Here is an 18,756-nt window from a genome sequence, read left to right on the forward strand (position 1 = left end):
CGGCTCTGCGGGACGCGGTCGTGTCCGTGTCGTCAACCCTGTCCAGGGTTCGGGGTGACCCGCTGACGGGCCGGTCGGTGACGGCCGGTGTGGGCCGACGTGGCTGGGGTTGCCCACCGCTCTGCGGGACGCGGTCGTGTCCGTGTCGTCAACCCTGTCCAGGGTTCGGGGTGACCCGCTGACGGGCCGGTCGGTGACGGCCGGTGTGGGCCGACGCGGCTGGGGTTGCCCACCGCTCTGCGGGACGCGGTCGTGTCCGTGCCGTCAACCCCGTCCAGCGTTCGGGGTGACCCGCTGACGGGCCGGTCGGTGACGGCCGGTGTGGGCCGACGTGGCTGGGGTTGCCCACCGCTCTGCGGGGCGCGGTCGTGTCCGTGTCGTCAACCCTGTCCAGGGTTCGGGGTGACCCGCTGACGGGCCGGTCGGTGACGGCCGGTGTGGGCCGACGTGGCTGGGGTTGCCCACTGCTCTGCGGGACGCGGTCGTGTCCGTGTCGTCAACCCTGTCCAGGGCTCGGGGTGGCCAGGTCACGGGCCGGTCGGGGACCGCCGGTGTGGGCCGACGCGCCCGGGCTCTCCGTACGGATCGGCGGGACGCAACCGCGGCCCTGCCTCCGATCGCCCGGGGTTCGGAGTTACCGGTACTGCCACTACGGACCGACGTGGCCGGGATTGGACGTTCGTCCCGACCTCCCAGGGCGGACCGGGCTCACAATTCCGCGTACACCACCGTCGCGTCGTCGTGGGTCTTGCTGCGGCCGAGGTGTGTCCGGGGCTTCGCGTCCGCCCGCTCAAGCTCCCGGACGCGGTCCACCAGAGCCTGTGCCCCCTCCTTCCGGACGAAGGTGAAGCAGTCCGCCCAGCCGCCCTCGTGGAACTTCTCCACCCACCGGGCCGCCCCGTCCGTCAGCGCCAGCAGGGTGCGTACCGAGGACCGCGGCAGCACCCCCGTCACCGCGCGCCCCGCCACCGACGGATCCGCCGCCGCCGTGAAGAAGCCCCCCTCCTTGTTGCGCAGGTGGGCGTCGATCAGCGCGTCCGTGGCCAGGGAAGCGCGGGGGAGACGGGAGAGACGGTCGTCCAGCACCGCGGTGACCCTGCCGTCCGACGCCTCCACCAGCAGTGCCGAGTCCGACAGGACCAGGTACTCGACCGACTCCGGGGACCACCGCGCCATCACCACCGTCGCCTGCGGCGTACGCGGGTGAGAAAGGTCACAACCTTCACCATGTGTCTCAGCTGTGCGCGCGATGGCGCGGGACAGCACCTCGGCCGGCGGAACATCCATGAGCGAAACGGCCAGTTCGGTCAGCGCCCCGCCGAGCCGGGCCGTGAACCAGGGGACGGAATGCAGACAGCCGGTCGGACCGGTGGGCGGCGTGACACCGTCGAGGGCCACCAGTACGCCGCCCCGTCCGGACGCGGGGAGCGCGACGCTCGCGAAGTCCTCGTTGGGCCGCTGGACATCGCCGGGTTCCGAGACAAGTTCCGTACGCATTCGGCCAGTCTGCACGAGCCCTTCACAAGCTTCGCCAAAGCCTGGCAACGATCCCGGGATTGACGCAGTCGCGCAGGTCAGCCGCCAGGTTTGAGATGGAATGGCTACCCCCGGGCACGCGTGGTGGCGAATCCTGCCATCGGTCTTCGCCGGCGTCCAACCGGCCCGCCGCCCCGGGCTCGTGCGTGTGCCGCGGGAACTTGCCCGCCAACTCCCCTCCGGGGTTCACTCCTTCGGGTGGCGGCTCAGGCGATGGGCGACCACCGCCCACCGGCGCTGGGAGGGTCGGGAACCGTACCCCGGTGTGCACACCAGTTGACGGAGCGTCACCCCGGGCCCATGGGTATCACGAGTTCAGGAATGCGAGCAGCGGTGCAGAAGACGCGGCCTCGTCGCACAGGCAAGCAGACGGCCTCCGGCAACGGCGCGGAGCACACATCCGCCACGCCGGGCGCCCCCGGGACTCCTGTCGGCAAGGGCCGCCCCACCCACGTCCGCACCCGGCTGATTCTCGCCGCCGCCGTCGTGGCCGCCGCGATCGCCGGGGCCGGCGCCCCCTCCCTCGTCACCGCCTCCGAGGAACTCCACGACTCCCAGGACCTGGTGACGCTCGCCGAGCAGACCCAGGACGCCCTCGACCTCGCCCACGCGCTCGCCGACGAACGCGATGAGGTCACCCCCTACATCGCGGCCGGACGGCCCAGGGCGAAGGCACCCGGCGAGCAGTCGAGCGCCCGCGTCGACCGCCAGGCCGAGGAACTGCGCGCCGACAGCGACCTGTCCCCGACCCTGCGCGCCGACCTCGACGAGATCGCCGCCGTGCGACGCTCCGCGCTCACCGGCAGGACCACCGCCCTCGAGACGCACAACGCCTACTCCGCCGCCATCACCGAACTGCACCGCCTCGCCGAGGAACTGGCCGAGAAGATGCCGGCCAGCGCCGGCTCCGGCACCTACTCCCTCGCCGAGTTGGACTCCGCCGTACAGCAGGCCGCCGCCACCCGCGGACTGCTGCTCGCGGCGCTCGGCGTGCCGACCTCGACCGAGAGCGACTACGACCCGATCACCGGCCTGACCACCACCAGGAAGGTCTCCTCGGCCGCCGACACCAAGCAGCGTGACGCGCTCAGCGCCGCCGCCCAGCAGGCCCGGCTGCGCTCCGACGCGGCCCTCGCCGACTTCCGGGAGTCCGCGCCCGCTGCCGCCAGGGCGAGCTACGACTCCACGGTCACCGGCCCCGAGGTCAACTCGGCCGACAAGTACCTCGCCGCCCTCACCGACCAGCCCACCCTCACCGACGGCGAACTCGGCACGAGCACCAGCAAGGTCGACGCCGCCCTGTCCGCCCGCGTCGACCTCATGCGCGGCGCCGAGTCCGCGCTCTTCAACCGCCGGGTCAAGGCGCTGGAACAGCTGCGCGACGACGACGTCACCGCGCTGGAATTGCGGGTCGCGATCCTCGGTGCCCTGATGCTGCTGGCCGTCGGTATCACCACCGCCATGGCCCGCACCCTCACCCGGCCCCTGTCCGTGCTGCGCCGTGGCTCCGCCCGGCTCGCCGGGGCCGAGGACCCCGCGACCGAGGAAGCGGTCTCCTTCACCGGCCGCAACGACGAGTTCGCCCAGGTCGTCCGCTCCGTCAACACCCTGCACGCGCACGCCGTCGCGCTCGCGGAGCGGATCGCCACCCTGGAGTCCGACCGCAAGCACCTGGTCGGCCAGCGCCAGAAGATGGCGGACGCCCGCGAGCAGCTGAAGGAGGAACTCGCCGAGTCCGCAGCCCAGTTGGAGCGGCTGCGCACCACCATCGGCGCCACCTTCGTCAGCCTGGCGCTGCGCACCCTCGGCCTTGTCGAGCGGCAACTGGCCGTCATCGAGAGCCTGGAGGAGCGCGAGCAGGACCCGGAGCGCCTGGCGACCCTCTTCAAGCTCGACCACTTCGCCACGGTCATGCGCCGCCACAGCGAGAACCTCCTCGTCCTGGCCGGCACGGAACACGTGCAGCAGAGCGCCGGGCCGGTCCCGCTCGTCGACGTGGTCCGCGCCGCCGTCAGCGAGATCGAGCGCTACGAGCGCGTCCGCATCGCCGTCCTGCCGCCGCACGCCCACGTGGCCGGCTTCGCCGCGGACGACCTCTCGCACCTGCTGGCCGAACTGATGGAGAACGCGACCTCGTTCTCCCCGCCCGACCTGCCCGTCGAGGTCTCCGGCTGGCTCCTGGAGAGCGGCGAGGTCATGCTCTCCGTGCAGGACGAGGGCATCGGCATGACCGCCGAGCGGATGACCACCCTCAACTCCCGCCTCGCCGACTTCGATCCCGAGGCCGCCTACGAGTCGCGTGACGAGGGCGACGAGGGTCTGGGCCTCGGCCTGTACGTCGTGGCCCGCCTCGCCCACCGGCACGGCGTCCGCGTGCAGCTGCGCGAGCAGAAGCAGGGGGGTGTGGCCGCGGTGGTGGTCCTCCCCAAGCCGCTGCTCACCGCCGCGCCCGCGTCCGCCGTACCGGCCTCCGGTACCGGACCGGTCACCGGCGCGACCCACTCCTTCTCCCTCCCCGGCGCGGACGCGGAGGCCAACTCCAACGTCCTCAGCGGCCGTTCGGAGGGCGGCGACCCCCTTGTGGCGCTGGCCGAGAACGCCGTACGCGACGCAGAGGCGGAAACGGAGCCGGAGTCGAAGCCGGAGTCGCCCGCCGAGACGACGATGGAACTCCTGGCCCCGGTACCGGCGCAGGGAGAGCCGGACCTCGTACCGGACGAGCCGTCGGCACCGGAACCCGCGGCGGCCGCCGGTGAGGCCGAGACCGAACACACCCGCGCCGACGAGGAGCCCGTCACCGACAAGGGCCTTCCCAAGCGCACCCCCAGGATCACCGCACCCACCACCCCGGCCCCGCGCCGGCGCAACGCGTCCGTGGACGCCGACGCACTCCGCCGCAGGCTCGGCGGCTTCCACCGGGGGGCGGAAGCCGGTCACCGCGACGTGGCGGCGGAGATCAAGGAACAGACCGGCGAGACCCAGCTGCCGACCGCAGAACACCGCACACAACGCACCGCATCCGAAGAAGCCACGGGGGGCACAGCCGAGGAGGCAAGCAGTTGACCGCGCCCAGTACCTTCGGACTGAGTCGTGAAGCCCGCAATCTCCACTTCCTGCTGACCAACCTCGTCGAGGAGGTTCCCGGCGTCCAGTCCGTCGCCGTGGTCTCCTCCGACGGCCTGCTCCTGCTCTCCTCCGACGCCGAGCGCAACGCGGAGGCACGCGAGGCCCGGGACGGCAAACCCTCCGGCCCGCGAGGCTCCTCCGCCGACCTCGCGACCATCGTCTCCGGCATCGGCAGCCTCACCCTCGGCGCCGCGAAGCTCATGGACTTCGGCGCCACGAAGCACACCATGATCGCGATGGACGAGGGCAGTCTGTTCGTGATGTCGATCAGCGACGGCTCGCTGCTCGGTGTGCACGGCTCCGCGGACTGCGACATGAGCGTCGTGGCGTACCACATGGCCCTGTTCGTCGGCCGCGCCGGACACGTCCTGACCCCCGAACTCCGCAGCGAGCTACGGCAGTCGCTGGAGCACGACGCGGCAGGGAGCGCCCGATGACGAACAGGACCGAGCTCCCGGTCCGCGGCGGTGACCGCAAAGCCGCCCGGGTGCGCCCCTACTCGCTCACCGGCGGCCGGACCCGCTTCGGCCACGTCCTCCTGGTGGAGACGTTCGTGGCGAGCACGGCTGCCCTCGAAGCCGCCGAGGAGCGCAAGGAGCTCACCAACGGCGGGCTGCGGTCGGTCATGCCGGAGCTGCGGGCCATCGTCGAACTGTGCCGCCGGATGCGCACGGTGGCCGAGATCGCCGCGCTCCTGAGGATGCCGCTCGGCGTGGTCCGGGTGCTTCTCAGCGACCTCGCGGACCAGGGAAAGATCCGTGTGTACGGCACCGGGACCGGTCACGGTACGGGCCGTCCCGACCGCGCTCTGCTGGAAAGGGTGCTGAGTGGACTCCGTCGTCTCTGACGCCGCCGCCTCCCAGGCGTTCGGCGTCACCCCGTTCGTCGATGTCGAGACGGACGACAACCTCAGGTCCTGGCAGACGGACCGCACCCGGGCCCCCATCGCCACGAAGATAGTCGTGGCCGGCGGCTTCGGCGTCGGCAAGACCACCCTCGTCGGCACCGTCTCGGAGATCGAGCCCCTCCAGACGGAGGCGCTGATGACCGAGGCCAGCGAGCAGGTCGACGACCTCACCGGCACCCCGGAGAAGGTCACCACCACCGTGGCCATGGACTACGGCCGCATCACGCTCGACGACGACCTGGTCCTGTACCTGTTCGGCACGCCGGGCCAGGAGCGGTTCTGGTTCATGTGGGACGACCTGGTGCGTGGCGCGATCGGCGCGGTGGTCCTCGCCGACACCAGGCGGTTGAAGGACTGCTTTCCGGCACTGGACTACTTCGACGGCTGCGGGATGCCCTACGTCGTCGCGGTCAACCACTTCGACGGCAGTGATCGCTTCGAACCGGAGGATGTGCGGGAGGCGTTGACCATCCCCGCCCACATACCTGTCATGATCATGGACGCGCGGCGGAAGATCTCGGTGATCGAGACGCTCCTGTCCCTGGTCGGCCACGCACTGGACGTCACCCCCGAGTAGGAGAACAGCACCCGCATGCGGAAGATACTCGTCGTCGGAGCCGGACAGTCCGGACTCCAGCTCGCCCTCGGCCTCCAGTCGCACGGGTACGAGGTCACCCTGATGTCCAACCGGACGGCGGACGAGATCCGCTCCGGCCGGGTCATGTCGACGCAGTGCATGTTCCACACGGCACTCCAGCACGAGCGCGATCTCCAGCTGAACTTCTGGGAGTCCCAGGCCCCGAAGATCGAAGGACTCGGCGTCTCGGTGGCGGCTCCCGGCTCGTTCGACCCGGGACCCTCGCAGCGCGCGATCGACTGGCTGGGCAGGCTCGACGGATACGCGCAGTCGGTCGACCAGCGCGTGAAGATGGCCGGCTGGATGGAGACCTTCGCCCAGCGCGGCGGCCAGCTCGTCATCCACGGCGCGGCCGTCGGCGACCTCGACTACTTCTCCCGTACGTACGACCTCGTGCTGGTCTCGGCCGGCAAGGGCGAGCTGGTCTCCATGTTCGCGAGGGACCCGGAGCGCTCCCCGTACCGCGAGCCGCAGCGCGCGCTCGCCGTCTCCTACGTCCACGGCCTGGGCCCGCGCCCCGAGCACCCGGACACCGAGGCCGTGCGCTGCAACCTGGTCCCCGGTGTCGGTGAACTGTTCGTCATGCCGACTCTCACCACCTCAGGGCGCGCCGACATCCTCTTCTGGGAGGGCATACCCGGCGGCCCGCTCGACGTCTTCAACGGCGTGAAGGACCCGGCGGAACACCTCTCCCTGACCCTGGAACTCATGGAGACGTTCCTGCCCTGGGAGTACGCGCGCGCCACGAACGTCGAACTCACGGACGCCGGTGGCACGCTGGCCGGCCGCTACGCGCCCACCGTGCGCAATCCGATAGGCCGCCTGCCCGGTGGGGGACTGGTCCTGGGCGTGGCCGACGTCGTCGTCGCCAACGACCCGATCACCGGGCAGGGCTCCAACTCCGCGTCCAAGTGCGCGGCCGCCTATCTCGCGTCGATCCTCGACCGGGGCGAGAAGGAGTTCGACGAGGAGTGGATGCGGGCGACGTTCGAGCGGTACTGGGCCACCGCCCAGCACGTCACCAAGTGGACGAACGCGATGCTCGCGCCGCCGCCGGAGCACGTCCTGAACCTGATCGGGGCGGCCGGACAGCTGCAGCCGGTCGCCGACCGCTTCGCCAACGCCTTCAACGACCCGGCCGACTTCGAGAACTTCTTCTACGAGCCGGAGAAGACACAGGTCTACCTCGCCTCGGTCGCGGGCGCCTGACCGGCGCCGTCCGGACGTACGGCCCCGAGCAGCGGGTGGGACGCGAGCGGGGACACCTTGATCTTCTCGCCCGTCCTCGGGGCCTCGATGACCTCGCCGCGGCCCACGTACAGCGCCACATGCGTGGCCCCGGGGAAGTAGAGGACGAGGTCGCCCGGCCGCAGGTCCTTCAGCGGGATCCTCGGCAGCCGGGCCCACTGCTCCTGGCTGGTCCTCGGGATCGGGGTGCCGGCATGCGCCCAGGCCCGCGAGGTCAGCCCCGAGCAGTCGTACGTCCTCGGGCCCTCGGCGCCCCATTCGTACGGCTTCCCGAGCTGGCGCCGGGCGTACTCCAGGGCCTTCTCGCCCTTCGGGGTAGGCCCGCGGTTGTCGTCGCCGAGGGCACCGGAGGTGGTCAGCTCCCGCTGCGCCTCCTCAACCCCCTTCTCCTCGAACTCGGCAAGCCGGGTGAGCTGTTCGGCGGTGAGGGAGGCGAGCAGATCCTCCACGCCGGCGAGCTTGCCCCGTACGTCGTCCCGCTCCTTCTTCTGCCGGTCGGCGAGCGTGAGCTGGTCGTCGAGCGCCTTGCGCGCCTTGCGGGCCAGGTCGTCGGCGCGGTGCTCGGTGCCGGTCAGACGGCCCACCGTGCCGGCCCGGTCCCGCGCCATCCGGCCGACCACATGTCCCTGTTCGAGAGCGTGCTGGGGGTCGCGGGCGAGCAGGAGGCGGACGTACGCCGAGAGGTCGGTGCTGCTGTTCTGGTACTGCTGGCGGGCCAGCCGCCCCGCGGCACCCCGGCTGTCGTGCAGCGACAGCCGGGCCTTGGAGAGCGCGGCGTCCAGCCGGCTCACCTCGGCGCGTTTCTCCTTCAGCTTCTCCTCGGTGGCGTTGTAGGACTCGGTGGCCTCCTCGGCCTCCCGGTACAGCCGCTGAAGGTCCGTCAGCAGCTCGGCGACGGAACGCTCACGCGGTTCCGGCTCCGGTACGGCCGTCGCGGGCGCCGGTGCGAGGGCGGTGCCGGCCGCCACCGCCGCCGTACACACCAGACGCAGAAGTCTTCCTGACATGCCATCACCTCCCGTGCGGAGCAGCCCCTCTGTTCCGCACGGTGAGCATCAGACGGGGTCGGCGTCCTCGCGCGCCGGGTGGGCGGTTCGGCGCAACCTCGTCACCCGTCGGTGTCAGCCGGCTTGTCGGGCTGGGGTTTGTCGGGCTTGGACCACGGCCACTTCAGCCGGTTGTCCGCCTTCCCCTCCGGGTCGTACGCGTACTTCCACCCCTTCTGGATCCCCAGCCTGCTGTGACTCCTGGGCACCCGGCGGTAGACCAGCACGGTGGCCGGGCCGCCGGTCGCGTCGGGGACGGGGATGCGGTACGTCTTCGGCGGATGACCGGTCGGCCCCAGCAGCACGGGCAGTACCCGGCCGTCCATGGGACCGCCCTCGAAGGGGGTGTCTTCGCTCTTCACGGCAACCAGTGTCAGGCATCCATCGCGAGGGCCGTGACCAGCGCGGCGGTCTGCGGATCACGGTTCGCGGTCACGGAGAGCACGGCGACGAACTGCTCGACCAGCCAGTCGCGCAGTTCCCCGACGGGGGGCTGCTTGTTCTCGTCGAGCCAGATCAGGGAGGCCGCCTCCACCGCGGTGATCCACATCCGCACGGTCATGCGCAGCCGCAGGCCGGGCTCGGTGACGCCGAGGTGGCTGAGGATGTGCTCGGCGGCGGCCCGTCGTACGCCGTCGACGATGGCGGTGGTCCGGGACGTCTCGACGACACTGCCGCCCTGCAGCAGGGCGCTGAAGCCGGCGTCGTGCTCGTCGACGAAGGCGAGGTAGCGGTCCAGGGCGCGGGAGAGGCGGACGAGGAGGGGGCCGTCCAGGGGTTCGTCGAAGCACTGCTCCAGTTCGTCGGCGGCGGACCGGAGCGCGGCCTCGTACAGCTGCTGCTTACCGCCGGGGAAGTACCGGTAGACGAGGGGACGGGAGACTCCGGCCGCCTCGGCCACGTCGTCGAGGGAGACCTCCTCGGGGGCGCGGTGCGCGAAGAGGGTCAGGGCGGCTTCGAGAAGCTGGCTCCGGCGCTCCTCGACACTCAGCCGACGGTAAGCGGGAGCGGATGGGGTCATGCCTCGAAGGGTAGTCGGCCGTCTGCGAGTCCGTTGTGGCTGGTCGCACGCAGTTCCCCGCGCCCCTGGGTGGGTGCGGTCAGACATGCGCATGTACCCACCTCTTCAGGGCCCCGGCCCGCAGCCGACCGTCAAGCCAGCAGCCCCGACGACCTCCACAGCCGACGCCCCACACCCCGCAGCACCCCGATGTCGTCCAGGAAGTCCGTCAACCTCTTCGCACCGGTCTGCATGACCTCCCGTCGATGCCCGCTCGCCTTCACCTGCGCGAGAGCCTCCCGCTGGTCCAGGCCGACGTTCGTGTACACCTCCGGATTCACGAATGCCACGGAGAACACCCGCGCGAACTCCCCGGACGTGACCCGCGTGAACTCCTGCGACCACCGGGGAGCGGAGACCATCTGCCGCCGCAGCTCCTCCCGGGCGTAGCGCACATGCCGGGCCTCCTCCACCACATGGATCCGCGTCACGCCCCTGATCAGCGGCTGCACCCGCTCGTCCGGGAACGTCAGCCGCTGCATCCAGTCGAGAATCTCCTCACCGAGCAGCGTCGCCGTGAAGGACCCCGGGGTCGTGGAGATCGTCTTGAACAGCCGCCCGAGCTGCTGATGGGCCCGGCTCACCGGATACCAGGGCGTCCCGCCCCGGGTGATCAGCCGCGCGAACATCTTGGAGTGCCGGCACTCGTCCTCGATCTCGGTGAGCGCGTACCGCACATGCGCGCTCGTGGCCGCCTTGTCGTAGATATGACGGCACAGCAGCTGCATGAGGATGATCTCGAACCAGATCCCCAGCGAGGCCAGCGCCGCGGCCTCGTGCTGGGAGAGCAGGATCCGCTGCTCCTCGCTCATCCGCTTCCACATCGGGGTGTCGTAGAGCGAGACCAGTTCCGGCGGCCAGAACCACAGGCCCTCCTCGAAGGGCGCGTCCCAGTCCAGTTCCTCGTCCGGATCGAAGGAGTGCTTCGCGGAGGAGTCGAGCAGCCGCTCGGCGACCTGCTCCCGGTCCTTGAGCAGGCCGAGGGCGTCGCGCAGCCCTTCGAGCGCGTCGACTTCTGTCAGACTCGTCATGGCTCTTATGAGACTGCCTGTCAGCAAGGCCGTCAATCCCTTGCGCACGACTTGTTGACCCGGCGTCTACGAAGGGGCAGCCTGCGGAACATGCCGACTTTCGACCTGCACACCACGGACCCCGGGGACCCCCACTGGCAGGTACCGGCGACGGGCAAGGCCCGGTTCAGCTGGGAGGCCATGTTTGTTGGCCAAAAGAATGGCTCCGGCCGCGACCGCCTCCTCGCCCTCTACCAGAAGGGCAAGGACAAGCAGTGGGACGGGCAGAAGCGCATCGACTGGGACCTCGAAGTCGATCCCCACGACCCCCTCGGCACCCCCGACGAGGCCATCTCCGTCTACGGCACCAAGTACTGGGCGAAGTTCACCGACCAGGACAAGGGAGAGCTCCGCAAGCACCTCGCCTCCTGGCAGTTCAGCCAGTTCCTGCACGGTGAGCAGGGCGCGATGGTGTGCGCCGCGCGGATCGTGGAGTCCGTGCCCGACCTCGACGCCAAGCTGTACTCGGCGACCCAGGTGATGGACGAGGCGCGGCACGCGGAGATCTACGGCCGTTTCCTCCACGAGAAGATCGGGATGCTGTACCCGATCAACGACAGCCTCCGGTCCCTGCTGGGCGACACGCTGAGCGACTCGCGTTGGGACATGCCCTACCTCGGCATGCAGGTCCTCATCGAGGGCCTCGCGCTGGCCGCCTTCGGCATGATCCGCGACACCACCGACAAGCCCCTGCCCAAGCAGATCCTCGCCTACGTCATGCAGGACGAGGCCCGGCACGTGGCCTTCGGCCGGATGGCCCTGCGCGACTACTACAAGCAGCTCTCCGACGCCGAACTGCGCGAGCGCGAGGAGTTCGTCATCGAGGGCTGCTACCTGATGCGCGACCGCCTGCGCGGAGTCGAGGTCCTGGAGAACTTCGGCATCCCGAAGGCGGAGGCCGAGGAGTACGCCGAACGGTCCGAATTCCTCGCCCTGTTCCGCCGGTTGCTCTTCTCCCGGATCGTCCCCTGCGTCAAGGACATCGGCCTGTGGGGCAAGCGCCTCCAGCAGGCCTACGTCGACATGGGCGTCTTCGAGATGGGCAACTCCAACCTCGACCTCCTCATGGCCCAGGACGAGGAGATCGCCGAGAAACTGGACGCGGAGCGCTTCGTGGCGGAGGAGCGGGAGCGGGTCGCGGAGGTGAGTGAAGCCATCGAGGAGGGGGCCGCTCACATGGAGTAACGTACTGACGTGTCCACGCCTACGCCGCCCCAGTCTCCCTACGGGGCGCCACATCCCTACGCCCCCCAGAACCCGTACGGCCCCCAGAACCCGTACGGCCAGCAGCCCCCTCAGGGCCCCTATGCCGCCGGCCCGTACGGACAGCCGCAGCCGCAGCCCGTCGGCTACGGCTGGGGGGTGCCCCCGCTGGCCCCGCCGCCCCCGCCGAAGCGGCGGCTCGGGCTCGTGTTCGGCATTCTCGGTGGATTCGTCGCCGTGAGCGTGGTGGGGTTCGCCATGTACGGCTCGAAGCTGGCCGACGTCGGCTTCCCGGAGGCCGAGTACCGGCTCTCGCTCCCCAAGACGCTGGTGGACAACCGCTACGAACTCACTCGGGACGTCTCCGATTCCGAGGGCCGAAAGCTCAAGGAACAGGCCGCCGGTAGCTGGGACGTCAAACTCGCGGGTGTCGCGTACGGGCATTACAGCCCTGGTGGTGACGAGGCGAAGGGTGACCTGGTGGTGATGGGTCTGTACGGCCGGTTCAAGGACCCCGAGTGGAGCCGGAACGACATGATGAAGGGCGGCGGGGACGGAGAAGGCGCGGAAGTCGTCGTGCCTCCGAAGGACTTCCACCCGGCCGGTTCCGGCGGCATCACGATCACCTGCGAGGTCAGCACCCGGACTGACAGCGGTGTGAAGGTGACGCTCCCGCTCTGTGGCTGGGTCGATGCCAACACGTCGGGATCGGTGTTCGAGGTGACGAACACCGCGACCACGGACGACCCCTCGGACGTGGACCTCGACAAGCTGGCCGCGACCACCCTCCGGATCCGCTCGGAGATGCGGAAGCCGGTCTAGACCGAGCAGCCCAGGTCGTCCGGGATCTCCAGGGCCGTCACCGGCTGCGCCCCCTGCGGCGGGTGCGGCGTCCGGAGCGTGAAGGCGTACGGCGTCGGGCCGTTGGCGCGCAGGTGCAGCAGCCGGGACTCGGCCTCGGCGACCGTGGGGCGGTGGCCGGCCGGGACCCACCACAGGGCCACCATCGCCTCCTGGACCCGCTCGAAGAACTCCCTGCGGCGGGCGAGCATCGCACGGTGCCGGCCCTGGTACATGTACGTCGTCAGCGCGTCGGCGTCCCGCCACACCGACATGTTGATGATCAGCCACTTGTCGCCGAAGACGGCGATGTCCGTCGCGTCGCCGGACTCGTCCTCCAGTCGCCAGACAAAGCCGTCGGCGGCGTCCGCGTCGGCGTTCACGGGGTCGAGGTTGTCGACGAAGTCCTTCAACTGTGCGGAGTCCAGCGGGGCTTTGAGACGGCCGATGTTCACCTGGGCGAGTTGGTGGGCGGTGGCGTCAATCATGGACCGAACGGTAGGTCGGTCCATCGGTGGGCTTCAACCCCCGTCTCACTCCTTGGAGTTGAGCACCGCCTCCATCACCGCCCGCGCGATCGGCGCCGCCACCCCGCCCCCGGTGATGTCCCCCCGGTCCGCCGACGCGTCCTCCACCACCACCGCCACCGCGACCTTCGGCTCCATGTCCCGCTCGCCCTGCGCCCATGCCACGAACCAGGCGTACGGCACCCCGGCGTTGCCGATGCCGTGCTGGGCGGTGCCGGTCTTGCCGCCGACGATGGCGCCGGGAATGGCCGCGTTGGTGCCGGTGCCCTCGCTCACCACCTGGGTCATGAGTTCCTTCAGCACCGCGGCCGTCGCCGGGTACATCGCCTGCCGCAGCGGACGCGGGCCCGCCGTGTCCACGATGCTGCCGCCGGCGGTGGTGGTCCGCTCCACGAGGTAGGGCGTGCGGATCTGCCCGCCGTTGGCGACGGCCGCCGAGACCATCGCCATCTGGAGCGGGGTCGCGCGGGTGTTGTACTGGCCGATCGACGACAGGGCCAGCTGTGCCCGGTCGACGGTCGGGTCGAAGGTGCTGCGGACCACCGAGAAGGGGATGCGCAGGGAGTTGTCGTTGAAGCCGAAGGCGCGTGCGGTGGCCGTCATGTGACGTACCCCCACGTCCACCCCGAGCTTCGCGAACACCGTGTTGCACGACCACCGGAAGGCCTCCCGCAGGGACAGGTCCTCGCAGCCGTCGGACTCGTTGCTGAGCGAGGTGGTGGTGCCGGGCAGGGTGTAGGGCACCGGCGAGTCGGTCGCCGCGTCCACATCCGTGACCACACCCGCGTCCAGCGCGGCCGCCGCGGTGACCACCTTGAACGTCGAACCCGGCGGATAGGTCTGCCGTACCGCCCGGTTGAGCATCGGCTTGTCCGGATTGCTGTTGAGCCACGTCCAGGACCGGCCCACCCGGGGGTCGTTGCCCGACAGCACCCCCGGGTCGTACGACGGCGAGGACACCAGCGCCAGGATGCGTCCCGTCGCCGGGTCCAGGGCGGCCACCGCGCCCTTGCGCCCGGCGAGCCCGCGGAAGGCCGCCTCCTGCGCGGCCCCGTTCAGCGTCGTGACGACGTTCCCGCCCGGCGTGCGTCGCCTCGTGAAGTCGTTCCACAGCGGGAACGGCGTCAGCAGCGGGTCCGAGCCGGACAGGACCGCGTCCTCGGTGTGCTCCAGGAGGGTCGTGCCGTACTCCTGCGAGGCGAAGCCGGTGACCGGCGCGTACAACGGCCCGTTCGCGTAGGTCCGTTCATAGCGCAGCTGCTCCCCGGTGTCCCGGGATCCGGTGACCGGACGCCCGCCGACCAGGATGTCGCCGCGTTCCCGGCCGTAACGGGCGATGTTCTCGCGGCGGTTGGCGGGGTTCGCGTCGTGCGCGTCGGCCTGGAAGAGCTGGACGCGGGTCGCGTTGACGAGGAGTGCCATGAGCAGCAGGGCGCAGAAGCGGGCGGCGTGCCGGATGTAGCGGCTCATGCCGGGGGCCGGCGTTGTCACGGGGTCTCCTTCCCGTCGTACTGGCGGCGGGCCGAGTCGCTCACCCGGATCAGCAGGGCGACGATCGCCCAGTTGGTGACGACCGACGAGCCGCCCTGCGCGAGGAACGGCATCGCCATGCCGGTGAGCGGGATCAGTCCGCCGACCCCGCCGGCGATCACGAACACCTGGAGCGCGACGATCGAGGCGAGGCCGGTCGCCAGGAGTCGTCCGAAGGGGTCTCGCAGGGCGAGGCCGGCCCGGTAGCCGCGCTCCACGAGAAGGGCGTACAGCAGGAAGATCGCGGACAGGCCGGCCAGGCCCAACTCCTCGCCGGCCGTCGCCAGGATGAAGTCGGACTTCACGGCGAAGCCGATCAGGACGGAGTGGCCGAGCCCGAGCCCGGTGCCGAGGACACCGCCCGCCGCGAAGGCGAACAGGGACTGCGCGAGCTGGTTCGGCCCCTGGCCCGCCGCGATCGACGCGAACGGATGCAGCCAGTCCTGCACCCTGCTGTGCACATGCGGTTCCAGCCAGCCCACGGCGAAGGCGCCGACGGTGGCCAGCAGCAGGCCCAGCGCGATCCAGCCGGTGAGCCCGGTGGCGACGTACAGCAGGACGACGAACAGCCCGAAGAACAGCAGCGAGGTGCCGAGGTCCCGCTCCAGGACCAGGACCCCGACGCTGATCAGCCAGATGGCGAGCACCGGGCCCAGCACCCGGCCGGTGGGCAGCTGAAGCCCCCAGAACCGCCTCCCCGCGAACGCCAGCGCATTCCGGTTGGCGGCGAGGTACGCGGCGAAGAACACCGCGAGGAGCACCTTCGCGAACTCGCCCGGCTGGATGGAGAACCCGGCGACCCTGATCCAGATGCGGGCGCCGTTCACGGAGGGGAACAGGATCGGGAGGATCAGCAGGGCGAGCGCGGCGGCGACACAGACGTAGGCGTACCGCTGGAGCACGCGGTGGTCGCGCAGTATCAGGACGACCCCGATGAACAGGGCCACCCCGACCGTGGACCACACGAGTTGGGTCGGGGCCGCGCGGTCGCCGGGTGTCTCCAGGTCGAGGCGGTAGATCAGCACCAGGCCCAGGCCGTTGAGCAGCACGCCGATGGGCAGCAGGAGCGGATCGGCGTACGGCGCCCTCAGGCGCACCGCCAGATGGGCGAGGAGCGCGAGCACACCGAGCCCGGCGCCGTAACCGGCGGCGCCGGGCGGGAGGGTGCCGTTCCTGGCGAGGCCGACAGCGCAGTAGCCGTACACGGACAGCAGGACGGCGAGGACGATGAGGGCCAGTTCGATGCCGCGGCGCCGGGGCAGGCGTACCGCGCGAGCGGAGGGGTCCGCGGGGGCCACGGTGGTTCCGGCCTTGGTCATGTCCGGAACTTACCCAAATAGGACGTGATGTCTGCCTAGATTGACCGGGATGTCAGCACCAGCGTGGCGCCGGGCCGATGGTCCTGATGTACCGGGCCGCGCCCCAGGCCCAGGTGCCGTCCGTGAGGAGGTACCACTGGGGGTTGCCCTGGACGCTCTGGCCCCTGGTCTGACAGAAGATGGAGACGACCTCCCCCCGGTCGGCCCAACGGATGATCTGCCCGCCCCGGTTCGGCGCACTGCGCAGCGCCAGCGAACTGGCCGTCACGACCCCCCTGGACAGACGCGAGTTCTGGCCTTGGCTTGGGTTCTGGGTCTGGCCTTGCCCCTGGCCTTGGCCCTGCGCCTGGCCTACGCCCTGGCTCTGCCCCTGGCCCTGGCCCTGCGCCTGGCCCTGACTCTGTCCCTGGCCCTGGCCCTGGTTCTGTTGGGTTCCCGCGTCGCTGTGCGGGTCGGTGCCCCAGTCGTCGTCGGCGACTGCCGGCGTGGTGAGGGCGGTGACGGCGAGGGCGCCGGCGGCGACGGCTATGGAGAAGCGGGAGCGCAGGGACATGGGGGGCCTCCGTGACGGGGGTGGCGAACCTGACTAATCGCCACGTTAGGAGCGCCGCGCCCGGGCCGCCTTTCAAGCTGGGCCATAGGAGATGCCGTTCGGGGGCGCCGATCGGCTACCGCAACGCCAACGTGGCGACCGCCCCACCGTCATCCGCGTTCGAGAACGAGAGCCGGGCCCCGAGAACCTCCGCCTGCCCCACGGCGATGGTCAGCCCCAGCCCGTGGCCCCGCGCCCCGCCCTCCGTGCGGAACCGCTGCGGACCGTGCTCGACGAGGTACTCCGGAAACCCGTCCCCGTGGTCCCGGACGCTTACCACGGTCCCGTCCACCGTCAGCGTCACCGGCCCCCGGCCGTGGCGATGCGCGTTGGCCACGAGATTCCCCAGCACCCGCTCCAGCCGCCGCCGGTCCGTCTCCACGGCCACATCCCGCAGGACGACCACCCCGGTATCGGTTCCCGACGCCCGCACCACCCGCTGGGCCACCGTGGCCAGACGTTCCGTGTCCAGCTCCACCGTCTCCCGGCCCGTGTCCAGCCGGGAGATCTCCAGGAGGTCCTCCGTCAGCGTCCGCAGCGCGGCCACCCGGTCCCGCACCAGCTCGGTCGGCCGCCCCGGCGGCAACAACTCGGCCGCCGCGTGCAGCCCCGTCAACGGCGTCCGCAGCTCATGGGCCACATCCGCGGTGAACCGCTGCTCGCTCAGCAGCTTGCCCTGCAACGACCCCGCCATGGAGTCCAGCGCGGCGGCCACCGCGGCCACCTCGTCCTGTGGTCGCGACGGATCCTTCGTCCGCGGATCGCCGACCCGCGCGTCGAGGTCGCCCGCGGTGATCCGCCGGGCCACCCGAGCGGTCGTGTGCAGCCGCTTCGTCACCCGGGTGACGGCGAACGCCCCCACCAGCAGCGTCGCCGTGATCGCCAGCGCCGACGACCACAGGATCGCCCGGTCGAGGCCCGCGATCGTCCGTGCGCCCTGCGAGTAGTCGACCTCCACGGCCAGTGCCCGGTTCCCGTCCACCGGTCCCGCCGCCCACATCGTGGGACGGCCGCGGTGCTCGCCGACCATCGTGCCGCGGTCCCCGGCCACCGCCAGTGTCCGCAGCGACCCCGGCAGGTCCGGTGGATCCACGCCCGCGTCCCACGTCAGCGTGTCCCCGGCCTCGTACGCCTCGGTCGCCTCCTTCAGCCGGCTCAGCGCCAGGCCACGGGCCTCGCCGACGGTCTGGTTCCTCACCGAGACGTGCACGAGGACACCGAGCAGCGCGGCGAGGGCGCAGCACATCACCGTGATGAAGACGGCGGCCTTCACGGCCAGCGTGCCGGACCAGCGGGGCAGTGCGAGCCTCATCGCGAGCTCGCGGACGGGCCGGGCACCGGGCTCGGCGCGTCCCCGAGGGCACGGCTGCCGGTGCGGAGCATCTCGTCGTGCGTCAGCAGCATCGACTTCTGCTGCGGGTCCCAGGTCCACTGGAGCCGGTACTCGTATCCGGCCACCTCGGACGGCGAACGGATGATCACCGACCGCCCGGCCAGCTCCACCCCGCTGACCGCGTCCTCCCAGTGCATGACCCGCACGAGCCGGTGCTTCTCCACGGTGTAGACGCGTACGGCGGTGACATTGCCGGGCAGTTGCCGAAAGCCCAGGGTCAGGTCCTCGCGCCCGTCACCGGTCAGGTCGCGGTAGTACGGCCACAGGACAGGACACCTCTTCCCGGCCGCCCCCTTCTTCCCGCAGTCCGCCATCCGGCGGGCCGTCGCGACGTAGCCCCCGCCGGCGTAACTGCCGGGGTCCTCCTTGATCTCGGCGCGTACGAGCGCGACCGGGTCCACCGTGCGGATGTCGTCGCCGGGCACGGGGACGCCCGCCACGACCTCCGAGTCCACCTCACCGATCTCGAAGGCGGGGCTGGAGGCGGGCGTCAGCTGCGGCCACAGCCGGTCGGGGCTGATCGCGGTCGGCGTGGAGCCCGCGCCCACCAGGTCGCCCGCGTCGCCACAGCCCGACGTGACCGCGAGCAGCAGGGCGACGGCGGTGACGGCGGTGAGGGTGCGGGTCGTACGGGGTGCGCGGCGGGCGGGTGGCACTGTGCTCCTGGGATCGGGACCGTCCGGGGGTGTCGGCCCCGTACACATTATTCGTACGGACGTCCT

At 71.0% G+C, this 18,756-nt stretch carries 18 protein-coding genes; 7 read left to right on the top strand and 11 right to left on the bottom strand.

Going from position 1 to position 18,756, the window contains the following annotated elements; all coding sequences use genetic code 11:
• Nucleotides 1-708: 708 nt before the first annotated feature.
• On the bottom strand, nt 709-1,497 hold the full coding sequence (locus ACIRP7_RS19015; protein ID WP_403660401.1) for a hypothetical protein: 789 nt from the start codon (nt 1,495-1,497) through the stop codon (nt 709-711).
• 372 nt (nt 1,498-1,869) lie between these two features.
• Between ACIRP7_RS19015 and ACIRP7_RS19020 the strand changes: the two genes are divergently transcribed.
• From ACIRP7_RS19020 to ACIRP7_RS19040, 5 genes are read left to right on the top strand one after another with little or no spacing between them, the layout of a single operon-like run.
• Nucleotides 1,870-4,599, top strand: coding sequence for a nitrate- and nitrite sensing domain-containing protein (locus ACIRP7_RS19020; RefSeq protein WP_403660404.1), 2,730 nt, complete (start codon nt 1,870-1,872; stop codon nt 4,597-4,599).
• On the top strand, nt 4,596-5,099 hold the full coding sequence (locus ACIRP7_RS19025; RefSeq protein WP_403660407.1) for a roadblock/LC7 domain-containing protein: 504 nt from the start codon (nt 4,596-4,598) through the stop codon (nt 5,097-5,099). Before ACIRP7_RS19020 ends, ACIRP7_RS19025 begins: the two co-directional genes overlap by 4 nt.
• Nucleotides 5,096-5,509, top strand: coding sequence for a DUF742 domain-containing protein (locus tag ACIRP7_RS19030; RefSeq protein WP_403660410.1), 414 nt, complete (start codon nt 5,096-5,098; stop codon nt 5,507-5,509). Before ACIRP7_RS19025 ends, ACIRP7_RS19030 begins: the two co-directional genes overlap by 4 nt.
• The gene (locus tag ACIRP7_RS19035; RefSeq protein WP_393600620.1) at nt 5,490-6,146 is read left to right on the top strand and encodes an ATP/GTP-binding protein; all 657 of its coding nucleotides are present in this window, start codon (nt 5,490-5,492) and stop codon (nt 6,144-6,146) included. The genes ACIRP7_RS19030 and ACIRP7_RS19035 overlap by 20 nt, the downstream gene beginning before the upstream one ends.
• Before the next feature lie 15 nt (nt 6,147-6,161).
• On the top strand, nt 6,162-7,415 hold the full coding sequence (locus ACIRP7_RS19040; RefSeq protein WP_403660414.1) for a styrene monooxygenase/indole monooxygenase family protein: 1,254 nt from the start codon (nt 6,162-6,164) through the stop codon (nt 7,413-7,415).
• Here the strand turns inward: ACIRP7_RS19040 and ACIRP7_RS19045 are convergent.
• The 4 genes from ACIRP7_RS19045 to ACIRP7_RS19060 all read right to left on the bottom strand — a co-directional run bounded on the left by ACIRP7_RS19045 (nt 7,388) and on the right by ACIRP7_RS19060 (nt 10,591).
• Entirely contained in the window at nt 7,388-8,461 is a 1,074-nt protein-coding gene (locus tag ACIRP7_RS19045; protein ID WP_403660417.1) for an NlpC/P60 family protein, read from the bottom strand. The genes ACIRP7_RS19040 and ACIRP7_RS19045 overlap by 28 nt on opposite strands.
• A gap of 101 nt (nt 8,462-8,562) precedes the next feature.
• On the bottom strand, nt 8,563-8,862 hold the full coding sequence (locus tag ACIRP7_RS19050; protein WP_403660420.1) for a hypothetical protein: 300 nt from the start codon (nt 8,860-8,862) through the stop codon (nt 8,563-8,565).
• 11 nt (nt 8,863-8,873) lie between these two features.
• Entirely contained in the window at nt 8,874-9,521 is a 648-nt protein-coding gene (locus ACIRP7_RS19055) for a TetR/AcrR family transcriptional regulator (RefSeq protein WP_403660423.1), read from the bottom strand.
• 131 nt (nt 9,522-9,652) lie between these two features.
• Nucleotides 9,653-10,591, bottom strand: coding sequence for a diiron oxygenase (locus ACIRP7_RS19060; protein WP_403660426.1), 939 nt, complete (start codon nt 10,589-10,591; stop codon nt 9,653-9,655).
• Between the two features lie 90 nt (nt 10,592-10,681).
• Between ACIRP7_RS19060 and ACIRP7_RS19065 the strand changes: the two genes are divergently transcribed.
• Together ACIRP7_RS19065 and ACIRP7_RS19070 are read left to right on the top strand one after the other, a co-directional pair.
• Nucleotides 10,682-11,815, top strand: coding sequence for a ferritin-like domain-containing protein (locus tag ACIRP7_RS19065; protein ID WP_403660429.1), 1,134 nt, complete (start codon nt 10,682-10,684; stop codon nt 11,813-11,815).
• Between the two features lie 9 nt (nt 11,816-11,824).
• A complete protein-coding gene (locus ACIRP7_RS19070) occupies nt 11,825-12,655 on the top strand; it encodes a hypothetical protein (RefSeq protein WP_403660432.1) in 831 nt (276 codons plus the stop codon).
• On the opposite strand, the gene ACIRP7_RS19075 is transcribed toward ACIRP7_RS19070, so the two are convergent.
• The 6 genes from ACIRP7_RS19075 to ACIRP7_RS19100 form a co-directional block, all read right to left on the bottom strand.
• Nucleotides 12,652-13,161 carry a DUF3291 domain-containing protein gene (locus ACIRP7_RS19075; protein WP_403660435.1) on the bottom strand — a complete coding sequence of 170 codons (510 nt, stop codon included), beginning with the start codon at nt 13,159-13,161 and terminating at the stop codon, nt 12,652-12,654. The two genes, ACIRP7_RS19070 and ACIRP7_RS19075, sit on opposite strands and share 4 nt — an antisense overlap.
• 45 nt (nt 13,162-13,206) lie before the next feature.
• Nucleotides 13,207-14,670 carry a peptidoglycan D,D-transpeptidase FtsI family protein gene (locus ACIRP7_RS19080; RefSeq protein WP_403660702.1) on the bottom strand — a complete coding sequence of 488 codons (1,464 nt, stop codon included), beginning with the start codon at nt 14,668-14,670 and terminating at the stop codon, nt 13,207-13,209.
• 17 nt (nt 14,671-14,687) lie between these two features.
• Nucleotides 14,688-16,049, bottom strand: a complete 1,362-nt coding sequence (locus ACIRP7_RS19085) for an FtsW/RodA/SpoVE family cell cycle protein (protein WP_403660438.1) — start codon at nt 16,047-16,049, stop codon at nt 14,688-14,690.
• A 52-nt stretch (nt 16,050-16,101) separates the two neighbouring features.
• Nucleotides 16,102-16,602 carry an SH3 domain-containing protein gene (locus ACIRP7_RS19090; RefSeq protein ID WP_403660441.1) on the bottom strand — a complete coding sequence of 167 codons (501 nt, stop codon included), beginning with the start codon at nt 16,600-16,602 and terminating at the stop codon, nt 16,102-16,104.
• 115 nt (nt 16,603-16,717) lie between these two features.
• A complete protein-coding gene (locus ACIRP7_RS19095) occupies nt 16,718-17,953 on the bottom strand; it encodes an ATP-binding protein (RefSeq protein ID WP_403660444.1) in 1,236 nt (411 codons plus the stop codon).
• Nucleotides 17,950-18,738 carry a hypothetical protein gene (locus ACIRP7_RS19100; protein WP_403660447.1) on the bottom strand — a complete coding sequence of 263 codons (789 nt, stop codon included), beginning with the start codon at nt 18,736-18,738 and terminating at the stop codon, nt 17,950-17,952. The genes ACIRP7_RS19095 and ACIRP7_RS19100 overlap by 4 nt, the downstream gene beginning before the upstream one ends.
• Nucleotides 18,739-18,756: the final 18 nt, after the last annotated feature.

Source organism: Streptomyces sp. NPDC102270 (genome assembly GCF_044766405.1).
In the GTDB taxonomy this organism is placed as follows: Bacteria; Actinomycetota; Actinomycetes; order Streptomycetales; family Streptomycetaceae; genus Streptomyces.

Coding starts and splice junctions, on each gene's coding strand:
- ACIRP7_RS19095 (WP_403660444.1), bottom strand. CDS start 17,953: ATGAGGCTCGCACTGCCCCGCTGGTCCGGCACGCTGGCCGTGAAGGCC.
- ACIRP7_RS19055 (WP_403660423.1), bottom strand. CDS start 9,521: ATGACCCCATCCGCTCCCGCTTACCGTCGGCTGAGTGTCGAGGAGCGC.
- ACIRP7_RS19100 (WP_403660447.1), bottom strand. CDS start 18,738: ATGTGTACGGGGCCGACACCCCCGGACGGTCCCGATCCCAGGAGCACA.
- ACIRP7_RS19030 (WP_403660410.1), top strand. CDS start 5,096: ATGACGAACAGGACCGAGCTCCCGGTCCGCGGCGGTGACCGCAAAGCC.
- ACIRP7_RS19065 (WP_403660429.1), top strand. CDS start 10,682: ATGCCGACTTTCGACCTGCACACCACGGACCCCGGGGACCCCCACTGG.
- ACIRP7_RS19080 (WP_403660702.1), bottom strand. CDS start 14,670: ATGAGCCGCTACATCCGGCACGCCGCCCGCTTCTGCGCCCTGCTGCTC.
- ACIRP7_RS19045 (WP_403660417.1), bottom strand. CDS start 8,461: ATGTCAGGAAGACTTCTGCGTCTGGTGTGTACGGCGGCGGTGGCGGCC.
- ACIRP7_RS19085 (WP_403660438.1), bottom strand. CDS start 16,049: ATGACCAAGGCCGGAACCACCGTGGCCCCCGCGGACCCCTCCGCTCGC.
- ACIRP7_RS19090 (WP_403660441.1), bottom strand. CDS start 16,602: ATGTCCCTGCGCTCCCGCTTCTCCATAGCCGTCGCCGCCGGCGCCCTC.
- ACIRP7_RS19060 (WP_403660426.1), bottom strand. CDS start 10,591: ATGACGAGTCTGACAGAAGTCGACGCGCTCGAAGGGCTGCGCGACGCC.
- ACIRP7_RS19015 (WP_403660401.1), bottom strand. CDS start 1,497: ATGCGTACGGAACTTGTCTCGGAACCCGGCGATGTCCAGCGGCCCAAC.
- ACIRP7_RS19040 (WP_403660414.1), top strand. CDS start 6,162: ATGCGGAAGATACTCGTCGTCGGAGCCGGACAGTCCGGACTCCAGCTC.
- ACIRP7_RS19075 (WP_403660435.1), bottom strand. CDS start 13,161: ATGATTGACGCCACCGCCCACCAACTCGCCCAGGTGAACATCGGCCGT.